The organism is Nonomuraea sp. NPDC049378 (genome assembly GCF_055586745.1).
Genome location: NZ_JBVJHP010000003.1, coordinates 267,051 through 283,396, shown reverse-complemented (window position 1 = coordinate 283,396; position 16,346 = coordinate 267,051). Strand labels below are relative to the sequence as shown.

Sequence of the window (16,346 nt, the reverse complement as noted above, 5' to 3'; positions counted from 1 at the left end):
TGACGAACTGAGGCGAAGGATCTCCCAGTTCGCATGGACCGAACTCAGAGTTCGCTCCTCAGATCAGGATGCCGTGCCGCTCGGCCAGGAAGCGGACCTCCGGCGCCCACGAGGGCCGCGCCCGCCGTGCCAGAGCCCGGACCATCTCTCTCAGCAGCGGCTTGTGGTCGAGCTCCTCGGGGCTCTCCCGCTCGAGGCGCAGCAGGTGGAGCAGGCTGGCGGCGTCGTCGCCGAGGTCCTCGCAGGCGCGGGCCACGTGGCCGAGGTGGGTGGTCCGCCGCTCGATGGACGGCGTGCGGCGCAGGTCGATGTCGTCGGCGATGCGCAGCACGGCGTCGGGGCGGCCGGCGTCGTTCTCGACGCTGGCCATGTGGATGGCGACGTTGGTGGGTCCGAAGAAGGCCAGGTCGTAGCCGTCCGAGTGCTCGTGCACCCGCTCCGCGAGCTGCGTGGCGGGACCGCGCAGCCGTTCCCTGGCCTCGTCGTCGTCGCCCGAGCGGGCGGCGCCGACGGCGGCGAGCAGGTGCAGCGCGCCGAGCGCCTTCCTGTGGCGCTCGTCTCCGCCGGCGACGTGGGGTTCGAGCACTTCGAGGCCCCGCCGGGCGACGTCGTACGCGATCTGGTGCATGTCGTCGGACAACATCGACTGCCCCAGGCTCCAGTACGCCCACGCTCTCATCAGCGGATCGGCCGACTCCTCGGCGAAGCGCATGGCCCGGTCGGCGGCGAGGTGGGCGAGGTCCACCCGGCCCAGATGTTTGAGCACGCCCCTGGCCAGCAGGTACGCGTCGGTCGCGACGCCGTGGGAGGCGGGGGTGCGTTCGAGCGCGAGGTTCTCGGCGTCGGAGATGAGCGAGGGCAGGGCGGCCATCAGGATCGAGTAGCGGCGGGCCGAGGTGAACCAGGCGTTGCGGGCCGCCGCCACGCGTTCGGTGAGCTGCTCGGCGTCGGGCGGCTCGATGTCGGGGGCCAGCGTGCGGCAGGTGAACAGCGCGCGTTCGATGTCGCGGATCTGCGGGCGGCTCGGCTCGTGGGAGTCGCGCGGCGTCTCTCCTAAGAGGACCGTGGTGCGTACGCCGAGCACCTTGGCGATCTCCCGCAGGAGGGGGAGTGACGGGGTGCGTTTGCCGTGTTCGATCAGCTCGATGTGCCTGGCGGTGCAGCCGGCCTGGGTCGCCAGCGCGGTGGTGCTCATGCCCCTTCGTTCGCGCTGGAGCCTGACCATCTGCCCGGTGCTGATTTCGGCCATGGGCGTGGCGCCTCCTGGGTCGGTCCTAACTGCACAGGCTAGGGCCCACGAAGATCGCCTGTACTGGATTCCGCCCTGCTCAGGGGAGGTGATGGCGGCACGCTCGTGAAAGGGTGATCGGCCGGGGAATGGGAGTGGGATGGCGAGTCTGGCGGAGCGGTTCGAGCCGGTGAAGGCCTGGGGCCGGCGCACGGTGGACGACTGGCGGGTCCGCCGGCCGTCGATCGACCACCTCATCATGACGGTGCAGCGTTACCGGCTGCAGTCGGGCGACCGGCTGGCCGGCGCGGTCACCTACTTCGCCTTCCTGTCCTTCTTCCCGCTCCTCTCGCTGTCGTACGCGGTGCTCGGGTTCGCGGTGGCGGCCAGCGAAGCCACCCGCGACGCGCTGCAGCGGGCGATCGCCGAGCGGCTGCCCGGTCTCGCCCCCCAGCTCGACCTCGAGGGCATCGCCCAGGCCAGGGAAACCGCCGGGATCATCGGCCTGCTCGGTCTCCTCTACGCCGGGCTCGGCGCTCTCGACGCGCTGCGCGAGGCGTTGCGCGAGATGTCGATGACGACCGCGCCGCCGCTCGGCTTCGTCGCCGGCAAGCTGCGCGACCTCGCCTCGCTCGTCATCGTCGGGGCGACGATGATCCTGTCCGTGCTGGTGGCCGGGTTCGCCACCACGGCCACGGACAAGGTGCTGCACGCGCTCTTCGGCGGCTCGTCCATGCTGGTGACGCTCGGGCTCAGGATCGCCGGAGTGGTGGCGAGCGTGGGCGCCGACTGGCTGCTGTTCGTGATCCTGCTCGGGTGGGTGGCCAAGGCCGGGCTGCCGTTCCGGGTGATCGCCAAGGGCGCGCTGCTCGGCGCCCTCGTGTTCGGGGTGCTCAAGCAGGCGGCGACCCTGCTGCTCGGGCACACGCTGAGCAACCCCGTCTACGGCGCGTTCGCGGTCATCGTCGGCCTGCTGGTCTGGATCAACATCTCGGCCAGGCTCGTGCTCTTCGTCGCCGCGTGGACGTCGACGGCGGGGTTCAGCCCGCCGCCGTCCCCGTCGCCGGTGCCCGCGCCGGGGACGTCGTCAGAGCCGTGACCTGCCGCGCTTGCGGCGGATCCCGTACGCGAGCCAGATCAGGCCGAACAGCAGCCCGCCGCCGATCACGAGCGCACCCACGGTCTTGGTGGAGTCGGTCTGCTTCGAGGCGGCCCTGTCCAGCAGCGCCGGCTGGGCGGCGGGCGTGACGGACGTGGAGGCCTCCGGCTTGGGCGCGGCGGCCCGCGGGTCGGGGAGCGGGTCGACGAGCTTCCCGACCGGTGTCGCCTTGCCGCGCACCGAGAAGCCCCAGTCGAGCAGCTTGGCGACCTCGTCCCAGAAGAAGCCCTCGTGCCGCATGATGCTCACCACGATCGTGTGGCCGCCACGGGTGGCCGCGCCGACGAAGCTGGCCCTCGCCTTCGAGGTCCAGCCGTTCTTGACGCCGATCATGCCCTTGTACCGCCAGAGCAGCTTGTTGTGGTTGCTGATCTGGTAGTGCTTGCCCTTGGGTGCGGGGAAGTTCGCGGTCTTCGTGCTGATGTAGCGCTTGAAGTCGGGGTTGGCCAGTCCGGCGCGGGCGATCAGCGCCAGGTCGTAGGCCGAGCTGCTCTGCCCCGGCTTGTCCAGGCCGCTGGGCGTCTTGGCCACCGTGTCGTTCGCCTGCAGCCGCTTGGCCTCGGCGTTCATGTCACGCATGGTCTTGTCCAGGCCGCCGTTCGTCTCGGCCAGGGCCATGGCGGCGTCGTTGCCCGACGACATCATCAGGCCCCTGAACAGGTCCTCGACCTTGTACTTCGCCTTGACGGACAGGCCGACCGCGCTGCCCTCCTGGTTGCAGGCGTTGCGGCTCGGCCGGATCTCGCGGTTCTTGTCGAGCTTGGGGATGAGCGTGAGCGCCGTCAGCGCCTTGAGTGTGCTGGCCGGCAGGTAACGTCCATGGGCGTCCTTCGCCGCGAGCACGTTCCCCGTGGTGAGGTCCGCGATGACGTACGACGTAGCCTTGCTCTTGGGAGGCTTCTTGACGCCGTCGGGCGACACCAGGCCACGGCGGCCCAGCGCCTCGCCGCCGACCGGTGTCGTCGGTGCGGCGTAGGCGGTCCCGCCGGTGAGCGAGACTGAGGCGATAAATGCCGCAATTGGCATGATTTTCGTCCACATGGCGGTCTCAGCGTAGCTCCGTGTGAATGCCCATGTGGCGACACATCCCCCGGAGATCCAGCTTCGATACTAGAGAGATGGGCATGTCGCGAAAGATCGCCGGATTCCTCATCATCCTCGGCGGATTCATGATCTTCGAGTGGATCAACCTGGGGTTTAACTTGGCCGACGGCCATCCGACCAGCTTCTACGTGGTGCACGGCATCCTCGTCGTGGTGAACGTCGTGCTCGCCGTCATCCTGGCGGTCATCGGCTGGCGCGGGCTGCGCGGCACGGGCCGTGGTTCCGTCACGGGCCGCAGTAGAGACGCCGGGTGAGCGCGTGCAGCTCGTCGGCCTCCTCCCGCGAGTTCCCGATCGAGGTGAAACCCAGCTTGCCGTGCTCGGGCACGGCACCGAGCAGGTGGAAGACGTTCCCGGTGCGCCGCTCGGGGTCGAACCCGACCCCGAGCCGCTCGGCGGTCCTGACGATCTCGCCGGGAGTGCGCCCGCGCAGGCAGACCGAAGCGCAATTGTCGGTCGCGGTGTAGAACTTCGGCTGACTTCCGGCCATGAGGAGACCGGTGGCCGCATCGTACGTGGCCCCGGTCGTCAGCATGGCGGCGCCGAACGGATGCGTGGTGCCGCCGATCCGCAGGTTGATCTCGCACAGCAGCGCCGCGTACCCGGCGTCGGCCTTGAGCGCGAAGAAGTCCATCCCGAACACGCCCACCACGCCCCGCTCGGCCAGCGCACGGGCGATCCCGCCGGCCGACGCGCCCACTTCGGAGCGGTACTCCTCCGCCGCCGGGAACGTGCAGCCCTGGTAGACCTGGCCGCTGTCGCCGCCGAGGATCTGGTCGTGCGTGGCCAGCACGCGCGCGTCCCCGCCCGGCGTGATGCAGGCCAGCGCGCTCGGGTAGTAGAGCGGCCGGTGCTCGATGTACTCCTCGACCACCGCGCCGCGCTCCTGGATCTTGGCGGTGTAGCTGGCCCAGGTCTCTCCCGCCGCGGAGAAGCGGGTCAGCGACCGGTCGGCCTTGTCGACGATCACGTTGCCGAGCCCGGAGTAACCGTCGTTCAGCTTGACGATCACCCGCTCGCCCGGCACCGCCTCCATCGCCTCCTCGATCTCGACCTCGGTCCGCAGGTCGCCGAAGCCGCGCGGCATCGGCACGCCCGCCTCGTGTCCCACCTCGCGGGCGCCGCTCTTGGAGCCGTAATAGGAAAGGGACGTGGCCGGACCGTAGAGGGGCACGTTGAGTGACGAGGCGAGCTCCTCCTCCAGCTCGCTCAGGACGAACGGCACCAGCCAGGCGTCGCCGTCGATCGCCGATCGCAGTTGCTCCATCACGTCGGGACGGGAGAGCAGGCTCCTGGTCAACGGCTGAGACCAGGGGTCGTCGAGGGTGATCAGCGTGAGGCGCTTGGCGGCGTCGTCAGGGTCGGGGAGGAAACTGAAGTAATAGTCGATGATGTCGGGATCGATGGGGGCGGAGGAGAGATAGATCACCTTGACCCCGGGCTCCCGCAGCGTGAGCAGCAGGAAGAGCAGGCGCTCCTCGTACGACCTGACTCCCGTGATGCGGCGGAGCTCGTCCTGCGGAAGCGAGAGCGAGGGCACGACCACCAGGGTCCCCTCGACCGGCTCGAAGATGCTCAACCCAGCATACTTCTCCCCGAACGGGATATTAGTGATCATATAGCGAGTGAAGCACGCATTCTTCCCAGAGGCAGCCATCGTCGAAGTGTGATGACCATGACGGAAGGTGACAGGATTCGGAATCGCTGACCACGTTTGGAACTGGCGACAACGGGTCACCATCTACTGATCCCTTGTGACTATTTCGGGATCACGCAACCCCTGACGCTGCGTGACCCACCCCAGGTTACGGGCATGCCATCGGCTAACTTTTGGTGTATCTGTCGCCGGGAAGCCGCGCGGGGACGATAAAGTCGAAGCATCGCCATCGGGCTCACGGCCGACCGCTGTGCTCCCGGGCCGCGGCGGCACTCGCGACCGACGAACGCAAGCCCGTGCTGACGATCTCGCGCACCTGACACCAGTGGGTGTGTTCTTGCGTCGCCGAGCGGTCGCCCGATCCGGGCGCCCCGCGGGGATGGACGAGTTTTCACAGCGCATCAGCCGCGTTGCCCGAGACGTTCGGGGCAGTGCGGCATTGGGACGGGACGGTGACATATGCGGGGACGTGAGCTTCGGGGAGAACTCGACGCGTTCCTGGCGGAGAGCGAGCAGGATCTCGTGGCGTTCCGCCGCGACCTCCACATGCACCCTGAGCTGGCCTTCGCCGAATACCGCACGACACAGCGCATCGCCGAACGGCTCACGGCCGCCGGCCTGGCCCCTTCGGTGCTGCCCCGCGGCACCGGCCTGATCTGCGACGTGGGCAGCGGCGACGGCCCGACCATCGCGCTGCGCGCCGACATCGACGCGCTGCCGCTGCAGGACGAGAAGGACGTCTCCTACCACTCGACCGTGGCCGGGGTCTGCCACGCCTGCGGCCACGACGTGCACACGACGATCCTGCTCGGCACCTCGCTCTTCCTCGCCCAGCAGGCCGCCGCCGGCCTGCTGCCCGGCCGCGTACGCCTGATCTTCCAGCCCGCCGAGGAGCTGCCGGGCGGCGCGCTCGAGGTCATGGCCCACGGCGGCATCAGCGGCGTCGACCGCATCTTCGGCCTCCACTGCGACCCGCGCGTCGACGTCGGCCAGCTCGGGCTCAGGAACGGCCCGATCACCTCCGCCTGCGACAAGCTGGCCATCAGGGTCTCGGGCCCCGGCGGCCACACCGCCCGCCCCCACCTGACCGCCGACCTCGTCTTCGCGCTGGCCAAGATCCTCACCGAGCTGCCCGCCGCGCTGTCGCGCCGCGTCGACCCGCGCTCGTCCCTCAGCCTGGTCTGGGGCAAGGTCGAGGCCGGCTCGGCCGCCAACGCGATCCCCGACGACGGCGTCGCCGAGGGCACGGTCCGCTGCCTCGACGAGAACGCCTGGCACGCCGCCCCCGACCTGATCAAGTCGCTGCTGGAGTCGGTGGCCGGCGCCTACGGCGTCGAGGCCACGATGGACTACACGCGCGGCGTGCCGCCGGTGGTCAACGACGAGGTCAGCGTCGAGATGCTGACCGAGGCCGCCGAGCGCGCGCTCGGCGCGGGCGCGGTCGTCCCGACGCAGCAGTCGCTCGGCGGCGAGGACTTCGCCTGGTATCTCGAGTCGATCCCCGGCGCGTTCGCCCGCCTCGGCACGCGCTCGCCCGACGGCTTCACCTACGACATCCACCAGGGCACGTTCGACGTCGACGAGAAGGCGATCTCGATGGGCGTGCGGGTGATGGCCACCACCGCGCTGACCGCGCTGTGGGAGGTCGGCCCGCTCGACTCGATCACCTCCGCCCTGGCGTGACGGCCCGCCGCGCGCGCGGCGGGCCTCCCCATCACGTCAGCCGGCCCCACACCACGGGCAGCCGCAGGGACGAGTGCCCCGGCGCGACCGTGATCCTGGTGCCCGGCGGATAGCGCAGGGTGTAGTCGACGTCGGTCGACATGATCACCAGGCCCAGCCGGTGTCCCTTCTTGAACACGTAGTCGGTCGGCTGGAAGTCCCAGGTGAAGCCATATTCCTTGCCGGGCCGCAGCGGCTCGGTCCGGTCCGGGCGGTGCCGGTTGCGCACGTCCAGCCAGCCCCGGGTGACGATCTTGTAGGGGGTTACGGCGGTGCCGAGCCTCCTCAGCGTCGTGCAGCCGGAGTCGTCGGGGACGCTCTCGCCATAGCAGTAGCTCTGGCCGGTCGAGACGAGGGTGCCGTTCGGGCGCTCGTCCGTGCCGTAGTCCACCAGCAACGCCGTCAGGTACGGCGACGCGCCGTCCTTCAGCGAGGCCCGCACCGAGATCGTGGGCGTGCCGGAGATGCGCACGTCGGTGGGGAGCGTGCCGGTCGTGTACGCCAGCCGGTTCGGATCGGACCCCGAGGCCTCCACGAGCTGCTCGGCCGTCCTGGACTTCTGGTCGGTGAACGACTCCTTGCGCGACAGCGGGCGCGGCAGCAGGCTCAGCTTCGCGCCCGAGCCCAGCCAGAGCGGCACCGTGGCCGTCCCCGGCAGCGGCCACGAGGCGTGCTGGGCCCACTGGCCGGCCGCGCTCTCCACGTCCGCCTGCGGCTCGCGCATGATGCCGGAGTCGATGCCGTGCAGCCAGTGGTCGAACCAGCCGTGCAGCTGCCGCAGCCACTCGGCGGTACGCAGGTTGAAGGGGCTCATGTGGGTGCCCTGGTGCAGCCAGATCTTGCGCGGCACGTCCCGCCTGGCCAGGGCGTACCACCACTGCGCGAACTGCTTGGTCTTGACGTTCCAGTCGTTGAGCCCGTGCACCAGGAAGACGCTCGCCCTGACCTTGCCGACGTCGTTCATGTAGTTGCGGGCGTCCCAGAGCGGGCTGTAGTCGCCGGTGATCCGGTCCTGCTCGGCGGTGAGCCGGTCCATCAGCCCACCGCAGAGCTCCTGGCCGTTCTCCCTGGTCAGCACGTATTTCGCGAGCACGTCCAGGTCCTCGCCCTGGAATCCGCCCGGCGCCAGGACGCCGCCGTTGGCGCGGTAGTAGTCGTACCAGCTGGAGATCGCGGCGATCGGGACGATCGTCTCCAGCCCCTTGACCCCGGTCGCGGCGACCGCGTTCGGCAGCGTGCCGTTGTACGAGACGCCGATCATGCCGACCTTGCCCGTGGACCAGGTGGCCTCGACGGGCTCGCCGCCGGCGTCGAAGCCCTTGGCGCGGCCGTTCAGCCAGTCGATCGCGGCCTTGGGTCCGGCCGTCTCGTTGCGGTCTCCGGAGGTCGGGCAGCCGGTGGCGCGTCCGCTGCCGAGGTTCTCCACCAGGGCGATGGCGTAGCCGCGGGGGACGAAGTAGTTGTCGTAGTAGCCGTCGAAGGGCTGGGGCACCGTCTTGGCCGCGTCGGCGCGCAGGCCGGGCAGCGGGTTGCCGTTCTCGTCGACGTCCACGGGGTGGTTGGAGACGTCGTTGCCGCCGGCGTAGTAGGGGCTGGCCTCCATGATCACGGGGACTTTGAGGCCCTCGTCGGTCTCCTTGGGCCGCAGGATGTCCACGGCGACGCGGTCCGGCTTGCCGTCGTTGTCGCTGTCGGTCCCCTCGACCTCGACGTACACGGTCTGCGCGATGGCGTCCGCCCTGGAGAAGATCGGCTGTGTGGCGCTGCCCTCGATCTTGATGGCGGGGGTGTCGGCTGTGGCGGGCGGGATGCCGGTCAAGGTCGCGACGAGTAACGCGACCAGGGGCACGGACAGGGCCTTGCAAGGATGCATACGGTGCTCCGATAGGAAATTTCCGCCGTCGCTGGGAATGTCCGCCATGATCTGCTCGGGGGCAAGGGCGATCGAGACCCAAACTTTGAGCAGAACTTTTCTCGAGCCTGACGCCCGCTTCAGGTCACGGACGCGCTTGATGTCGATAACGGAGCGGTTGCGACACTGTGTGCTGGTTTGGTCTGCCCTGGTCAACCAACTATCTTCCGTGCAGGTGCCGTACGCTCCTTGGCGCGCGCGACGAACTCGCAGCGGAGGAAGACGGCGGGGAAATGGAAGGAGTCGCCTTGCTCGGCAAGCGATTCAGCAGGATGGCGGTCGGCACGGTGGCCGGCGTCATGCTCATGGCAGCGGCCGCCTGCGGCGGCGACACTGGTGGGGGCACCACCGCGAGCGAGGCGCCGGCCGGCGAGTCCGAGGGCGCGCTCAAGGTCGGTCTCGCCTTCGACATCGGCGGGCGCGGCGACAAGTCGTTCAACGACGCGGCGTACGCGGGCCTGGAGAAGGCCAAGACGGAGCTCGGCGCCGAGATCAAGGAGCTGAGCCCGGCCTCCGACGGCTCCAACCGCGGCGACCTGCTGCGCCAGCTGGCCGACGCCGGCTACAACCCCATCATCGGAGTCGGCTTCGCCTACGGCGAGGACATCAAGAAGACCGCGGAGGAATACCCCGACATCCAGTTCGCGGTCGTCGACTCCGCCTCCAACGCGCCCAACGTGACCGGCCTGCTGTTCGCCGAGGAGCAGGGCTCCTACCTGGCGGGTGTCGCCGCCGCGACCAAGGCGGAAAGCGGCCACGTCGGCTTCGTCGGCGGCGTCGAGAACGACCTGATCAAGAAATTCGAGGCGGGCTTCGAGGCCGGCGTGAAGTCGGTCAAGTCGGACGCCAAGATCGACGTGAAGTACCTGACCCCTGACGGCGACTTCTCCGGGTTCAAGGCCCCCGACAAGGGCAAGGTCGCGGCCGAGAAGATGTTCCAGGACGGCGCCGACATCGTCTACCACGCCGCCGGCGACTCCGGCCTCGGCGTGTTCCAGGCGGCCGCCGCGGCCAAGAAGAAGGCCATCGGCGTCGACTCCGACCAGCGCCAGACGGTCAAGGAGAGCGACCTGCAGTCGGTCATCATGACCTCGATGCTCAAGCGCGTCGACGTCGGCGTGTTCGAGTTCGTCAAGGCCTTCCAGGGCGGCGCCAAGGGCGGCTCCAACATCACCTACGACCTCAAGGTCGACGGCGTCGGTCTGGCCACCACGGGCGGCGAGATCGACGACATCAAGGACAAGCTCGACGCGGCCAAGAAGGACATCGTCGAGGGCAAGATCACGGTCCCGGCCAAGCCGTAATCAGGCACATGACCACGCGAGGGCCCGGAGTCCGCAACTTCGGGCCTTCGCCCATGCCGCCCTGCCGCTAGGAGAGGCGAAGTGAGCCAGCACCGACCGACGACCTGGGAGCGGTGAGCACATGAGCTCGGACACCCTCGACACGGCGAGACCCGCCGTCGAGCTCGAGGGCATCACCAAGCGCTTCCCCGGCGTCGTCGCCAACCATGACATCCACATCTCCGTCCGGCAGGGCACGGTGCACGCGATCGTCGGGGAGAACGGCGCCGGCAAGTCGACGTTGATGAAGATCCTCTACGGAATGCAGAAGCCGGACGAGGGGACGATCAAGGTCGGCGGCCAGGACGTCAGCTTCCGCTCGCCGAGCGACGCCATCGGCGCCGGCATCGGCATGGTCCACCAGCACTTCATGCTGGCCGACAACTTCACCGTGCTGGAGAACATCATCCTCGGCGCCGAGCCGACGAAGGCCGGCAGGCTCGACGTCGGCGCGGCCACGAAGCGCATCACCGAGCTGGCCGCCACCCACGGTCTGCGCGTCGATCCCGGCAGGCTGGTGGAGGACCTCGGCGTCGGCGACCGCCAGCGCGTGGAGATCCTCAAGGTCCTCTACCGCGGCGCCCGCATCCTCATCCTCGACGAGCCGACCGCCGTGCTCGTCCCGCAGGAGGTCGACGAGCTCTTCCAGAACCTGCGCGAGCTCACGGCCGAAGGCCTGACGGTCATCTTCATCTCCCACAAGCTCGACGAGGTGCTCGACATCGCCGACGAGATCACCGTGATCCGGCGCGGCACCACCGTCGCGAGCGTCGATCCCCACGAGGTGACCGCCCGGCAGCTCGCCGAGCTGATGGTGGGAAGCGAGCTGCCCACGCCCGAGACGCGCGAGTCCACGGTGACCGACACGGTGATGCTGAAGGTGTCGCACCTCACCATGGAGGCCGACGGCCACCGCGCCGTGCCCAAGGGCATGCCGGTCGAGCGCTACGTCGACCTGCTGCGCGAGGAGGGCAGCCGGCTGCTGCTCGACGACGTGTCCTTCGAGATCCACAAGGGCGAGATCCTCGGCCTGGCCGGCGTCGAAGGCAACGGCCAGAGCGAGCTGATCGAGGCGATCATGGGCATCCGCCCGGCGCACGGCGGCATCGCGCTGGGCGAGCAGGACCTCAGCGGCTGGTCCACGCTGAGACGCCGGGAGGCCGGCATCGGCTACATCCCGGAAGACCGCCACCGCCAGGGCCTGCTGCTGGAGGCGTCGCTGTGGGAGAACCGCGTGCTCGGCCACCAGACCAGGAAACCCGCGCGCAGCGGCATCTGGATCAACCGGGGAGCCGCCAAGGCCGACACCTGGCGCATCGTCGAGGGCTACGACGTACGCACGCCCGGCGTCGACACGCTGGCCCTGGCGCTGTCCGGCGGCAACCAGCAGAAGCTGATCGTGGGCCGCGAGATGAGCGGCGAGCCCCGGTTCCTCATCGCCGCCCACCCCACCCGGGGCGTGGACGTCGGCGCCCAGGCCGCGATCTGGGACCACCTGCGCGAGGCCAGGGCGGCCGGTCTGGCCGTGCTGCTCATCTCCGCCGACCTCGACGAGCTGATCGGCCTGTCCGACTGCATCCAGGTGATCTACCGCGGCCGCCTCGTGGCCGCGCTCGACCCGTCCGACATCACGCCCGAGCGGCTGGGCGGCTACATGACCGGCGCCATCGCCGGCACTGAGGAGTCGTGATGCCCGCGGGGCTCAACCGGGCGCTGTTCACCGTCGTCGGCGCCGCCGTCGCCATCGTCCTGGCGATCGCGATCTGCAGTGTCGCCATCGTCGCCGCGGGCGCCGACCCGCTCGCCGCGTTCGCCGCCTTCTTCGACTTCGGCGCGAGCGCCCGGTCGCAGTCGAACGGCATCGCGGCCTTCCTCAACCGCGCGGTGCCGCTGTTCATCGCCGGTCTCGCGGTGGCCGTGGGCTTCCGCATGAACCTCTTCAACATCGGCGTGGAGGGCCAGTATCGCCTGGCGGCCATCTGCGCGGCCTACGTGGGCTCGACGTTCACGGCGCCCAAGCCGATCCAGATCGCGGTGATCATCCTGGTCGCCGCGGTCGTCGGCGGCCTCTACGCGCTGATCCCCGCGGTGATGAAGGTGACCAGGGGCGTGAACGAGGTCATCTCCACGATCATGCTGAACTACATCGCGCTCAGCCTGACCTCCTACCTCGTACGCGGCCCGTTCACGGGGGAGCGGGCCGAGGGCGAACTCACCACGACGACGCCGGACCTCCCCGAGTCGGCCATGTTCCCCAACCTGAACTTCTTCTTCGACTGGTTCGGCATGCTCCCGCCCACCCGGGGCGGCGGCGTGTGGGGATTCCTGCTCGTGGCGGTCGTGCTCGGCCTGGTGGTCTGGGTGGTGCTGGAGCGCACCCGGTTCGGCTTCGACGTCAAGGCCAGCGGGCTCAACGGCCCGGCGGCGCTCGCCTCCGGCGTCAACCCCAAGACGATGGTGATCGCGGCGATGGTGATGTCCGGCGCGATCGCCGGGCTCATCGGCCTGCCCGAGATCCTCGGCGACCGGGGCGCCTTCAACTCCAACTTCACCCCCGGGCTCGGCTTCCTCGGCATCGCGGTGGCCCTGCTCGGCAGGAACAAGCCCGTGGGCATCGCGATCGCCGCGCTGCTGTTCGCGTTCCTCGACCGGGCGCAGGGCGCGCTGCAGATCGCGGACGTGCCGCCGTCCGTCATCACGATCATGCAGGGCGTGATCGTGCTGCTGGTCGTCGTGGCCAACGAGGTGACCAACCGCCTCGCGCTCAGAGTCGAAGAACGCCGGGCCGCCCGGCAGCTCGGCGGGAACTCTCCGGTTGAGGTGGGAGCATGACCAGGGTCGGGAAATACCACGTGGCGCTCCTCGGCGTCGCCGTGCTCCTCCTGCTGCTGTCGCTGGTCCGGGTCGTGTCGGGCCACACCGACATCACCTCGTCCGGCACGTTCGCATCCGCGCTGCTGTTCGCGGTGCCGATCGGCCTGGCCGGCCTCGGCGGGTTGTGGGCCGAGCGGGCCGGCGTGGTCAACATCGGCCTCGAGGGCATGATGGTGCTCGGCACCTGGTTCGCCGGCTGGGCCGGATACCAGTGGGGCGCCGTGGCCGCGCTGGTCGCGGGCCTGCTCGGTGGCGCGCTCGGCGGGCTGCTGCACGCGATCGCCACCGTGTCGTTCGGCGTCGACCACATCATCAGCGGCGTCGCGATCAACCTGCTCGGCCCCGGCGTCACCCGCTTCCTGTCGGAGGTGCTCTACAAGGAGGGCACCCAGGCGGCGGACGCGGGCGCGGGCATCACCACCTCGCCCGCGATCACCTTGCCGCCGCGGGTCAGCCTGCCGGTGCTGTCGGACGGGCCCGACCTGCTCGGGAAGCTGGAGAGCACCCACTGGTTCCTGCTGTCCGACCTCGCCGGCATCCTGCGCGGGCTCACCCACGACGTCAACGTGCTGGCGGTCCTGGCCGTCCTCATGCTGCCGCTGACGTTCTTCGTGCTCTGGCGCACGGCCTTCGGCCTGCGGTTGCGCTCGGCGGGCGAGAACCCGTGGGCGGCCGAGTCGCTCGGCGTGAACGTCTACCTGATCAAGTACGTCGCCGTCGTCATCTCCGGCGCGTTCGCCGGGCTCGGCGGCGTGTTCCTCGTCTTCGTCTCCACGAAATACGTGGAGGGGCAGACGCTGGGTCGCGGCTTCATCGGCCTGGCCGCCATGATCTTCGGCAACTGGCGTCCCGGCGGGCTCGCCGGCGGCGCCGCGTTGTTCGGCTACGCCGACGGCCTGCAGCTGCGCAGCTCGGGGGCGGTCACCTCGTTCTTCCTGTTCGGCGCGGTGTTGCTGCTGATCTACCTCGGCCAGCAGGTACGCCGCCGGCTGGCGTCGGGCGAACCGGCCGAGATGGTGACCAGAGGCGCCAAGGAGTACACGATGATGGCCGCCGCCGCCGCGGGTATGGTCGTGCTGTTCTGGCTCTGGCTGACCGTCGACCAGCTGCCGAACGAGTTCGTCTACATCACGCCGCACGTGCTCACGCTGATCGTGCTGCTGGTCGCCTCGCAGCGGCTGCGCATGCCCAAGGCCGACGGCGTGAGCTACCGCAGGGGGGATCAACATTGAGCATCGACTGGGAGAGCCTGCGCGCCAGGGCCGCCGAGGCCATGCGCAACGCGTACGCGCCCTACTCCAAGTTCCCCGTGGGGGCGGCGGCGCTGGTCGACGACGGCCGGGTGGTCACCGGCTGCAACGTCGAGAACGCCTCCTACGGCGTCGGCCTGTGCGCCGAGTGCGGCCTGGTGTCGGCGCTGCACCAGTCGGGCGGCGGCCGGCTGGTGGCCTTCACCTGCGTCGACGGCCACGGCGAGCTGCTGATGCCGTGCGGGCGCTGCCGCCAGCTCCTCTACGAGTTCGGCGGTGACGACCTGCTGGTCGAGACCGTGGACGGGCCGAAGCCGATGCGTGAGATCCTGCCGTACGCGTTCGGCCCGCAGGACCTCAGCCGGAGCTCGTGATGGACGCGATCGAGGTCATCCGCGCCAAGCGCGACGGCGGCGAGCTGACCACCGCCCAGATCGACTGGGTGATCGACGCCTACACCGGCGGCGGCGTGGCCGACGAGCAGATGTCCGCGCTGGCCATGGCGATCCTGCTGAACGGAATGGACCGGCGCGAGATCGCCGCCTGGACCCAGGCGATGATCCGTTCGGGCGAGCGTATGGACTGGTCCGCGCTCGACCGCCCCACCGCCGACAAACACTCGACCGGCGGGGTCGGCGACAAGATCACGCTGCCGCTGGCGCCGCTCGTGGCGGCGTGCGGGGCGTACGTGCCGCAGCTGTCCGGCCGCGGCCTCGGCCACACCGGCGGCACGCTCGACAAGCTCGAGTCGATTCCCGGCTGGCGCGCCTCGCTCTCCAACGACGAGATGCTGCACGTCCTGCGCGAGGCCGGGGCGGTCGTCTGCGCCGCCGGTTCGGGCCTCGCGCCCGCAGACAAGAAGCTGTACGCCCTGCGCGACGTCACCGGCACCGTGGAGTCCATCCCGCTGATCGCCTCCTCGATCATGTCGAAGAAGATCGCCGAGGGCACCGGCTCGCTCGTCCTCGACGTGAAGGTCGGCTCGGGGGCGTTCATGAAGACCCCGGAGACGGCGAGGGAACTGGCCGAGACCATGGTCGCGCTCGGCACGGACGCGGGCGTGCGCACGGTCGCGCTGCTGACGGCCATGGACCGGCCGCTCGGGCGGGCCGTGGGCAACGCCCTGGAGGTCGAGGAGGCCGTCGAGGTCCTGGCCGGCGGAGGGCCCGCCGACGTGGTGGAGCTGACCGTACGCCTGGCGCGGGAGATGCTGGCCGCCGCCGGGGTGTCCGGCAAGGACCCGGCGAAGGCGCTGGCCGACGGCTCGGCGATGGACTCCTGGCGCCGCATGATCGCCGCCCAGGGCGGTGACCCCGGAGCCCCGCTGCCCAGGGCGGCCGAGACCACCACGGTGCGGGCGCCGGCGTCGGGCGTGCTGACCCGGCTCGACGCGTACGCCGTCGGGCTGGCCGCCTGGCGGCTCGGCGCGGGCCGGGCGCGCAAGGAGGACCCGGTCTCCGCGGGGGCGGGCATCACGCTGCACGCCAAGCCCGGTGACCCGGTGCGCGAGGGGCAGCCGCTGCTGACCCTCCACGCCGACGAGACGGCCCGCTTCGAGCGGGCGCTGGAGGCGCTGGACGGCGGCTACGCGGTGGGCCCCGCGGACGTGGCACGACCGCCACTGATCATCGAACGCGTCACCGCCCCGTGACCACGACCCCGCTCGGGGCGGGGGCGCCGGCGAAGATCTGGAGCAGGACGGCGCGCTGCGTGGGGAGGGCCTCGGCGTGCCGGGCCCGTCCCGCGTCGGTGATGGACACGTAGACGCCCCGCCGGTCGGCGTCGCACACGCCGCGCGAGACCAGCTCGCCCTTCTCCAGCCGCGCCACCACCCGTGACAGGGCGCTCTGGCTCAGGTGGACCTCGTCGCAGAGCTCCTGGATGCGCAGCTTCCTGTCGTGGTGGACGATCCGGTCGAGCACCTCGAACTCGCTGGGACCCAGGCCGTGCCTGTCGCCCAGCTCGCGCTCCAGGGCGCACATGGCCTTGGCGTGCTTGGCCAGGACGTAGTGCCAGGTGCCGACCACGAACTCCTCGTCCATGTCGCGGAGGGTACCACCTCGGTGAATGCAATTGCATACGTTCTTCCAGGACGGTT

14 protein-coding genes are annotated in these 16,346 nt (G+C 70.0%); 9 read left to right on the top strand and 5 right to left on the bottom strand.

The genetic code is table 11. From position 1 onward, the window contains the following. Nucleotides 1-58: 58 nt before the first annotated feature. The gene (locus tag ACZ6SA_RS09015; protein WP_465827320.1) at nt 59-1,249 is read right to left on the bottom strand and encodes a helix-turn-helix domain-containing protein; all 1,191 of its coding nucleotides are present in this window, start codon (nt 1,247-1,249) and stop codon (nt 59-61) included. A gap of 139 nt (nt 1,250-1,388) precedes the next feature. Between ACZ6SA_RS09015 and ACZ6SA_RS09010 the strand changes: the two genes are divergently transcribed. Beyond that, complete coding sequence (locus ACZ6SA_RS09010) at nt 1,389-2,327, top strand: YihY/virulence factor BrkB family protein (protein ID WP_465827319.1); 939 nt, start codon at nt 1,389-1,391, stop codon at nt 2,325-2,327. On the opposite strand, the gene ACZ6SA_RS09005 is transcribed toward ACZ6SA_RS09010, so the two are convergent. Then, complete coding sequence (locus ACZ6SA_RS09005) at nt 2,316-3,413, bottom strand: D-alanyl-D-alanine carboxypeptidase family protein (protein ID WP_347646639.1); 1,098 nt, start codon at nt 3,411-3,413, stop codon at nt 2,316-2,318. The two genes, ACZ6SA_RS09010 and ACZ6SA_RS09005, sit on opposite strands and share 12 nt — an antisense overlap. A gap of 92 nt (nt 3,414-3,505) precedes the next feature. Between ACZ6SA_RS09005 and ACZ6SA_RS09000 the strand changes: the two genes are divergently transcribed. Beyond that, nucleotides 3,506-3,745 carry an SCO4848 family membrane protein gene (locus tag ACZ6SA_RS09000; protein WP_347646640.1) on the top strand — a complete coding sequence of 80 codons (240 nt, stop codon included), beginning with the start codon at nt 3,506-3,508 and terminating at the stop codon, nt 3,743-3,745. On the opposite strand, the gene ACZ6SA_RS08995 is transcribed toward ACZ6SA_RS09000, so the two are convergent. Next, nucleotides 3,717-5,069, bottom strand: a complete 1,353-nt coding sequence (locus tag ACZ6SA_RS08995) for a peptide ligase PGM1-related protein (RefSeq protein ID WP_347646641.1) — start codon at nt 5,067-5,069, stop codon at nt 3,717-3,719. The two genes, ACZ6SA_RS09000 and ACZ6SA_RS08995, sit on opposite strands and share 29 nt — an antisense overlap. Nucleotides 5,070-5,606: 537 nt before the next feature. Here ACZ6SA_RS08995 and ACZ6SA_RS08990 point away from each other — a divergent pair. Next, on the top strand, nt 5,607-6,830 hold the full coding sequence (locus ACZ6SA_RS08990) for a M20 family metallopeptidase (RefSeq protein WP_347646642.1): 1,224 nt from the start codon (nt 5,607-5,609) through the stop codon (nt 6,828-6,830). Between the two features lie 31 nt (nt 6,831-6,861). Here the strand turns inward: ACZ6SA_RS08990 and ACZ6SA_RS08985 are convergent, their stop codons facing one another. Next, entirely contained in the window at nt 6,862-8,742 is a 1,881-nt protein-coding gene (locus ACZ6SA_RS08985) for a Xaa-Pro dipeptidyl-peptidase (protein WP_465827317.1), read from the bottom strand. A gap of 287 nt (nt 8,743-9,029) precedes the next feature. On the opposite strand from ACZ6SA_RS08985, the gene ACZ6SA_RS08980 reads away from it, so the two are divergent. From ACZ6SA_RS08980 to ACZ6SA_RS08955, 6 genes are all read left to right on the top strand, one after another. After that, the gene (locus ACZ6SA_RS08980; protein ID WP_443153034.1) at nt 9,030-10,085 is read left to right on the top strand and encodes a BMP family lipoprotein; all 1,056 of its coding nucleotides are present in this window, start codon (nt 9,030-9,032) and stop codon (nt 10,083-10,085) included. A gap of 121 nt (nt 10,086-10,206) precedes the next feature. Further along, a complete protein-coding gene (locus ACZ6SA_RS08975; protein ID WP_465827315.1) occupies nt 10,207-11,814 on the top strand; it encodes an ABC transporter ATP-binding protein in 1,608 nt (535 codons plus the stop codon). After that, nucleotides 11,814-12,956: an ABC transporter permease gene (locus tag ACZ6SA_RS08970; protein WP_465827314.1), complete on the top strand. Its 1,143-nt coding sequence runs from the start codon at nt 11,814-11,816 to the stop codon at nt 12,954-12,956. Before ACZ6SA_RS08975 ends, ACZ6SA_RS08970 begins: the two co-directional genes overlap by 1 nt. Then, a complete protein-coding gene (locus tag ACZ6SA_RS08965) occupies nt 12,953-14,230 on the top strand; it encodes an ABC transporter permease (protein ID WP_465827313.1) in 1,278 nt (425 codons plus the stop codon). The genes ACZ6SA_RS08970 and ACZ6SA_RS08965 overlap by 4 nt, the downstream gene beginning before the upstream one ends. Beyond that, complete coding sequence (locus ACZ6SA_RS08960) at nt 14,227-14,622, top strand: cytidine deaminase (RefSeq protein ID WP_347616626.1); 396 nt, start codon at nt 14,227-14,229, stop codon at nt 14,620-14,622. Before ACZ6SA_RS08965 ends, ACZ6SA_RS08960 begins: the two co-directional genes overlap by 4 nt. Then, on the top strand, nt 14,622-15,899 hold the full coding sequence (locus ACZ6SA_RS08955; protein WP_465827311.1) for a thymidine phosphorylase: 1,278 nt from the start codon (nt 14,622-14,624) through the stop codon (nt 15,897-15,899). Before ACZ6SA_RS08960 ends, ACZ6SA_RS08955 begins: the two co-directional genes overlap by 1 nt. On the opposite strand, the gene ACZ6SA_RS08950 is transcribed toward ACZ6SA_RS08955, so the two are convergent. Further along, nucleotides 15,886-16,290 carry a MarR family winged helix-turn-helix transcriptional regulator gene (locus tag ACZ6SA_RS08950; protein WP_443153029.1) on the bottom strand — a complete coding sequence of 135 codons (405 nt, stop codon included), beginning with the start codon at nt 16,288-16,290 and terminating at the stop codon, nt 15,886-15,888. The genes ACZ6SA_RS08955 and ACZ6SA_RS08950 overlap by 14 nt on opposite strands. Between the last annotated feature and the right edge of the window lie 56 nt (nt 16,291-16,346).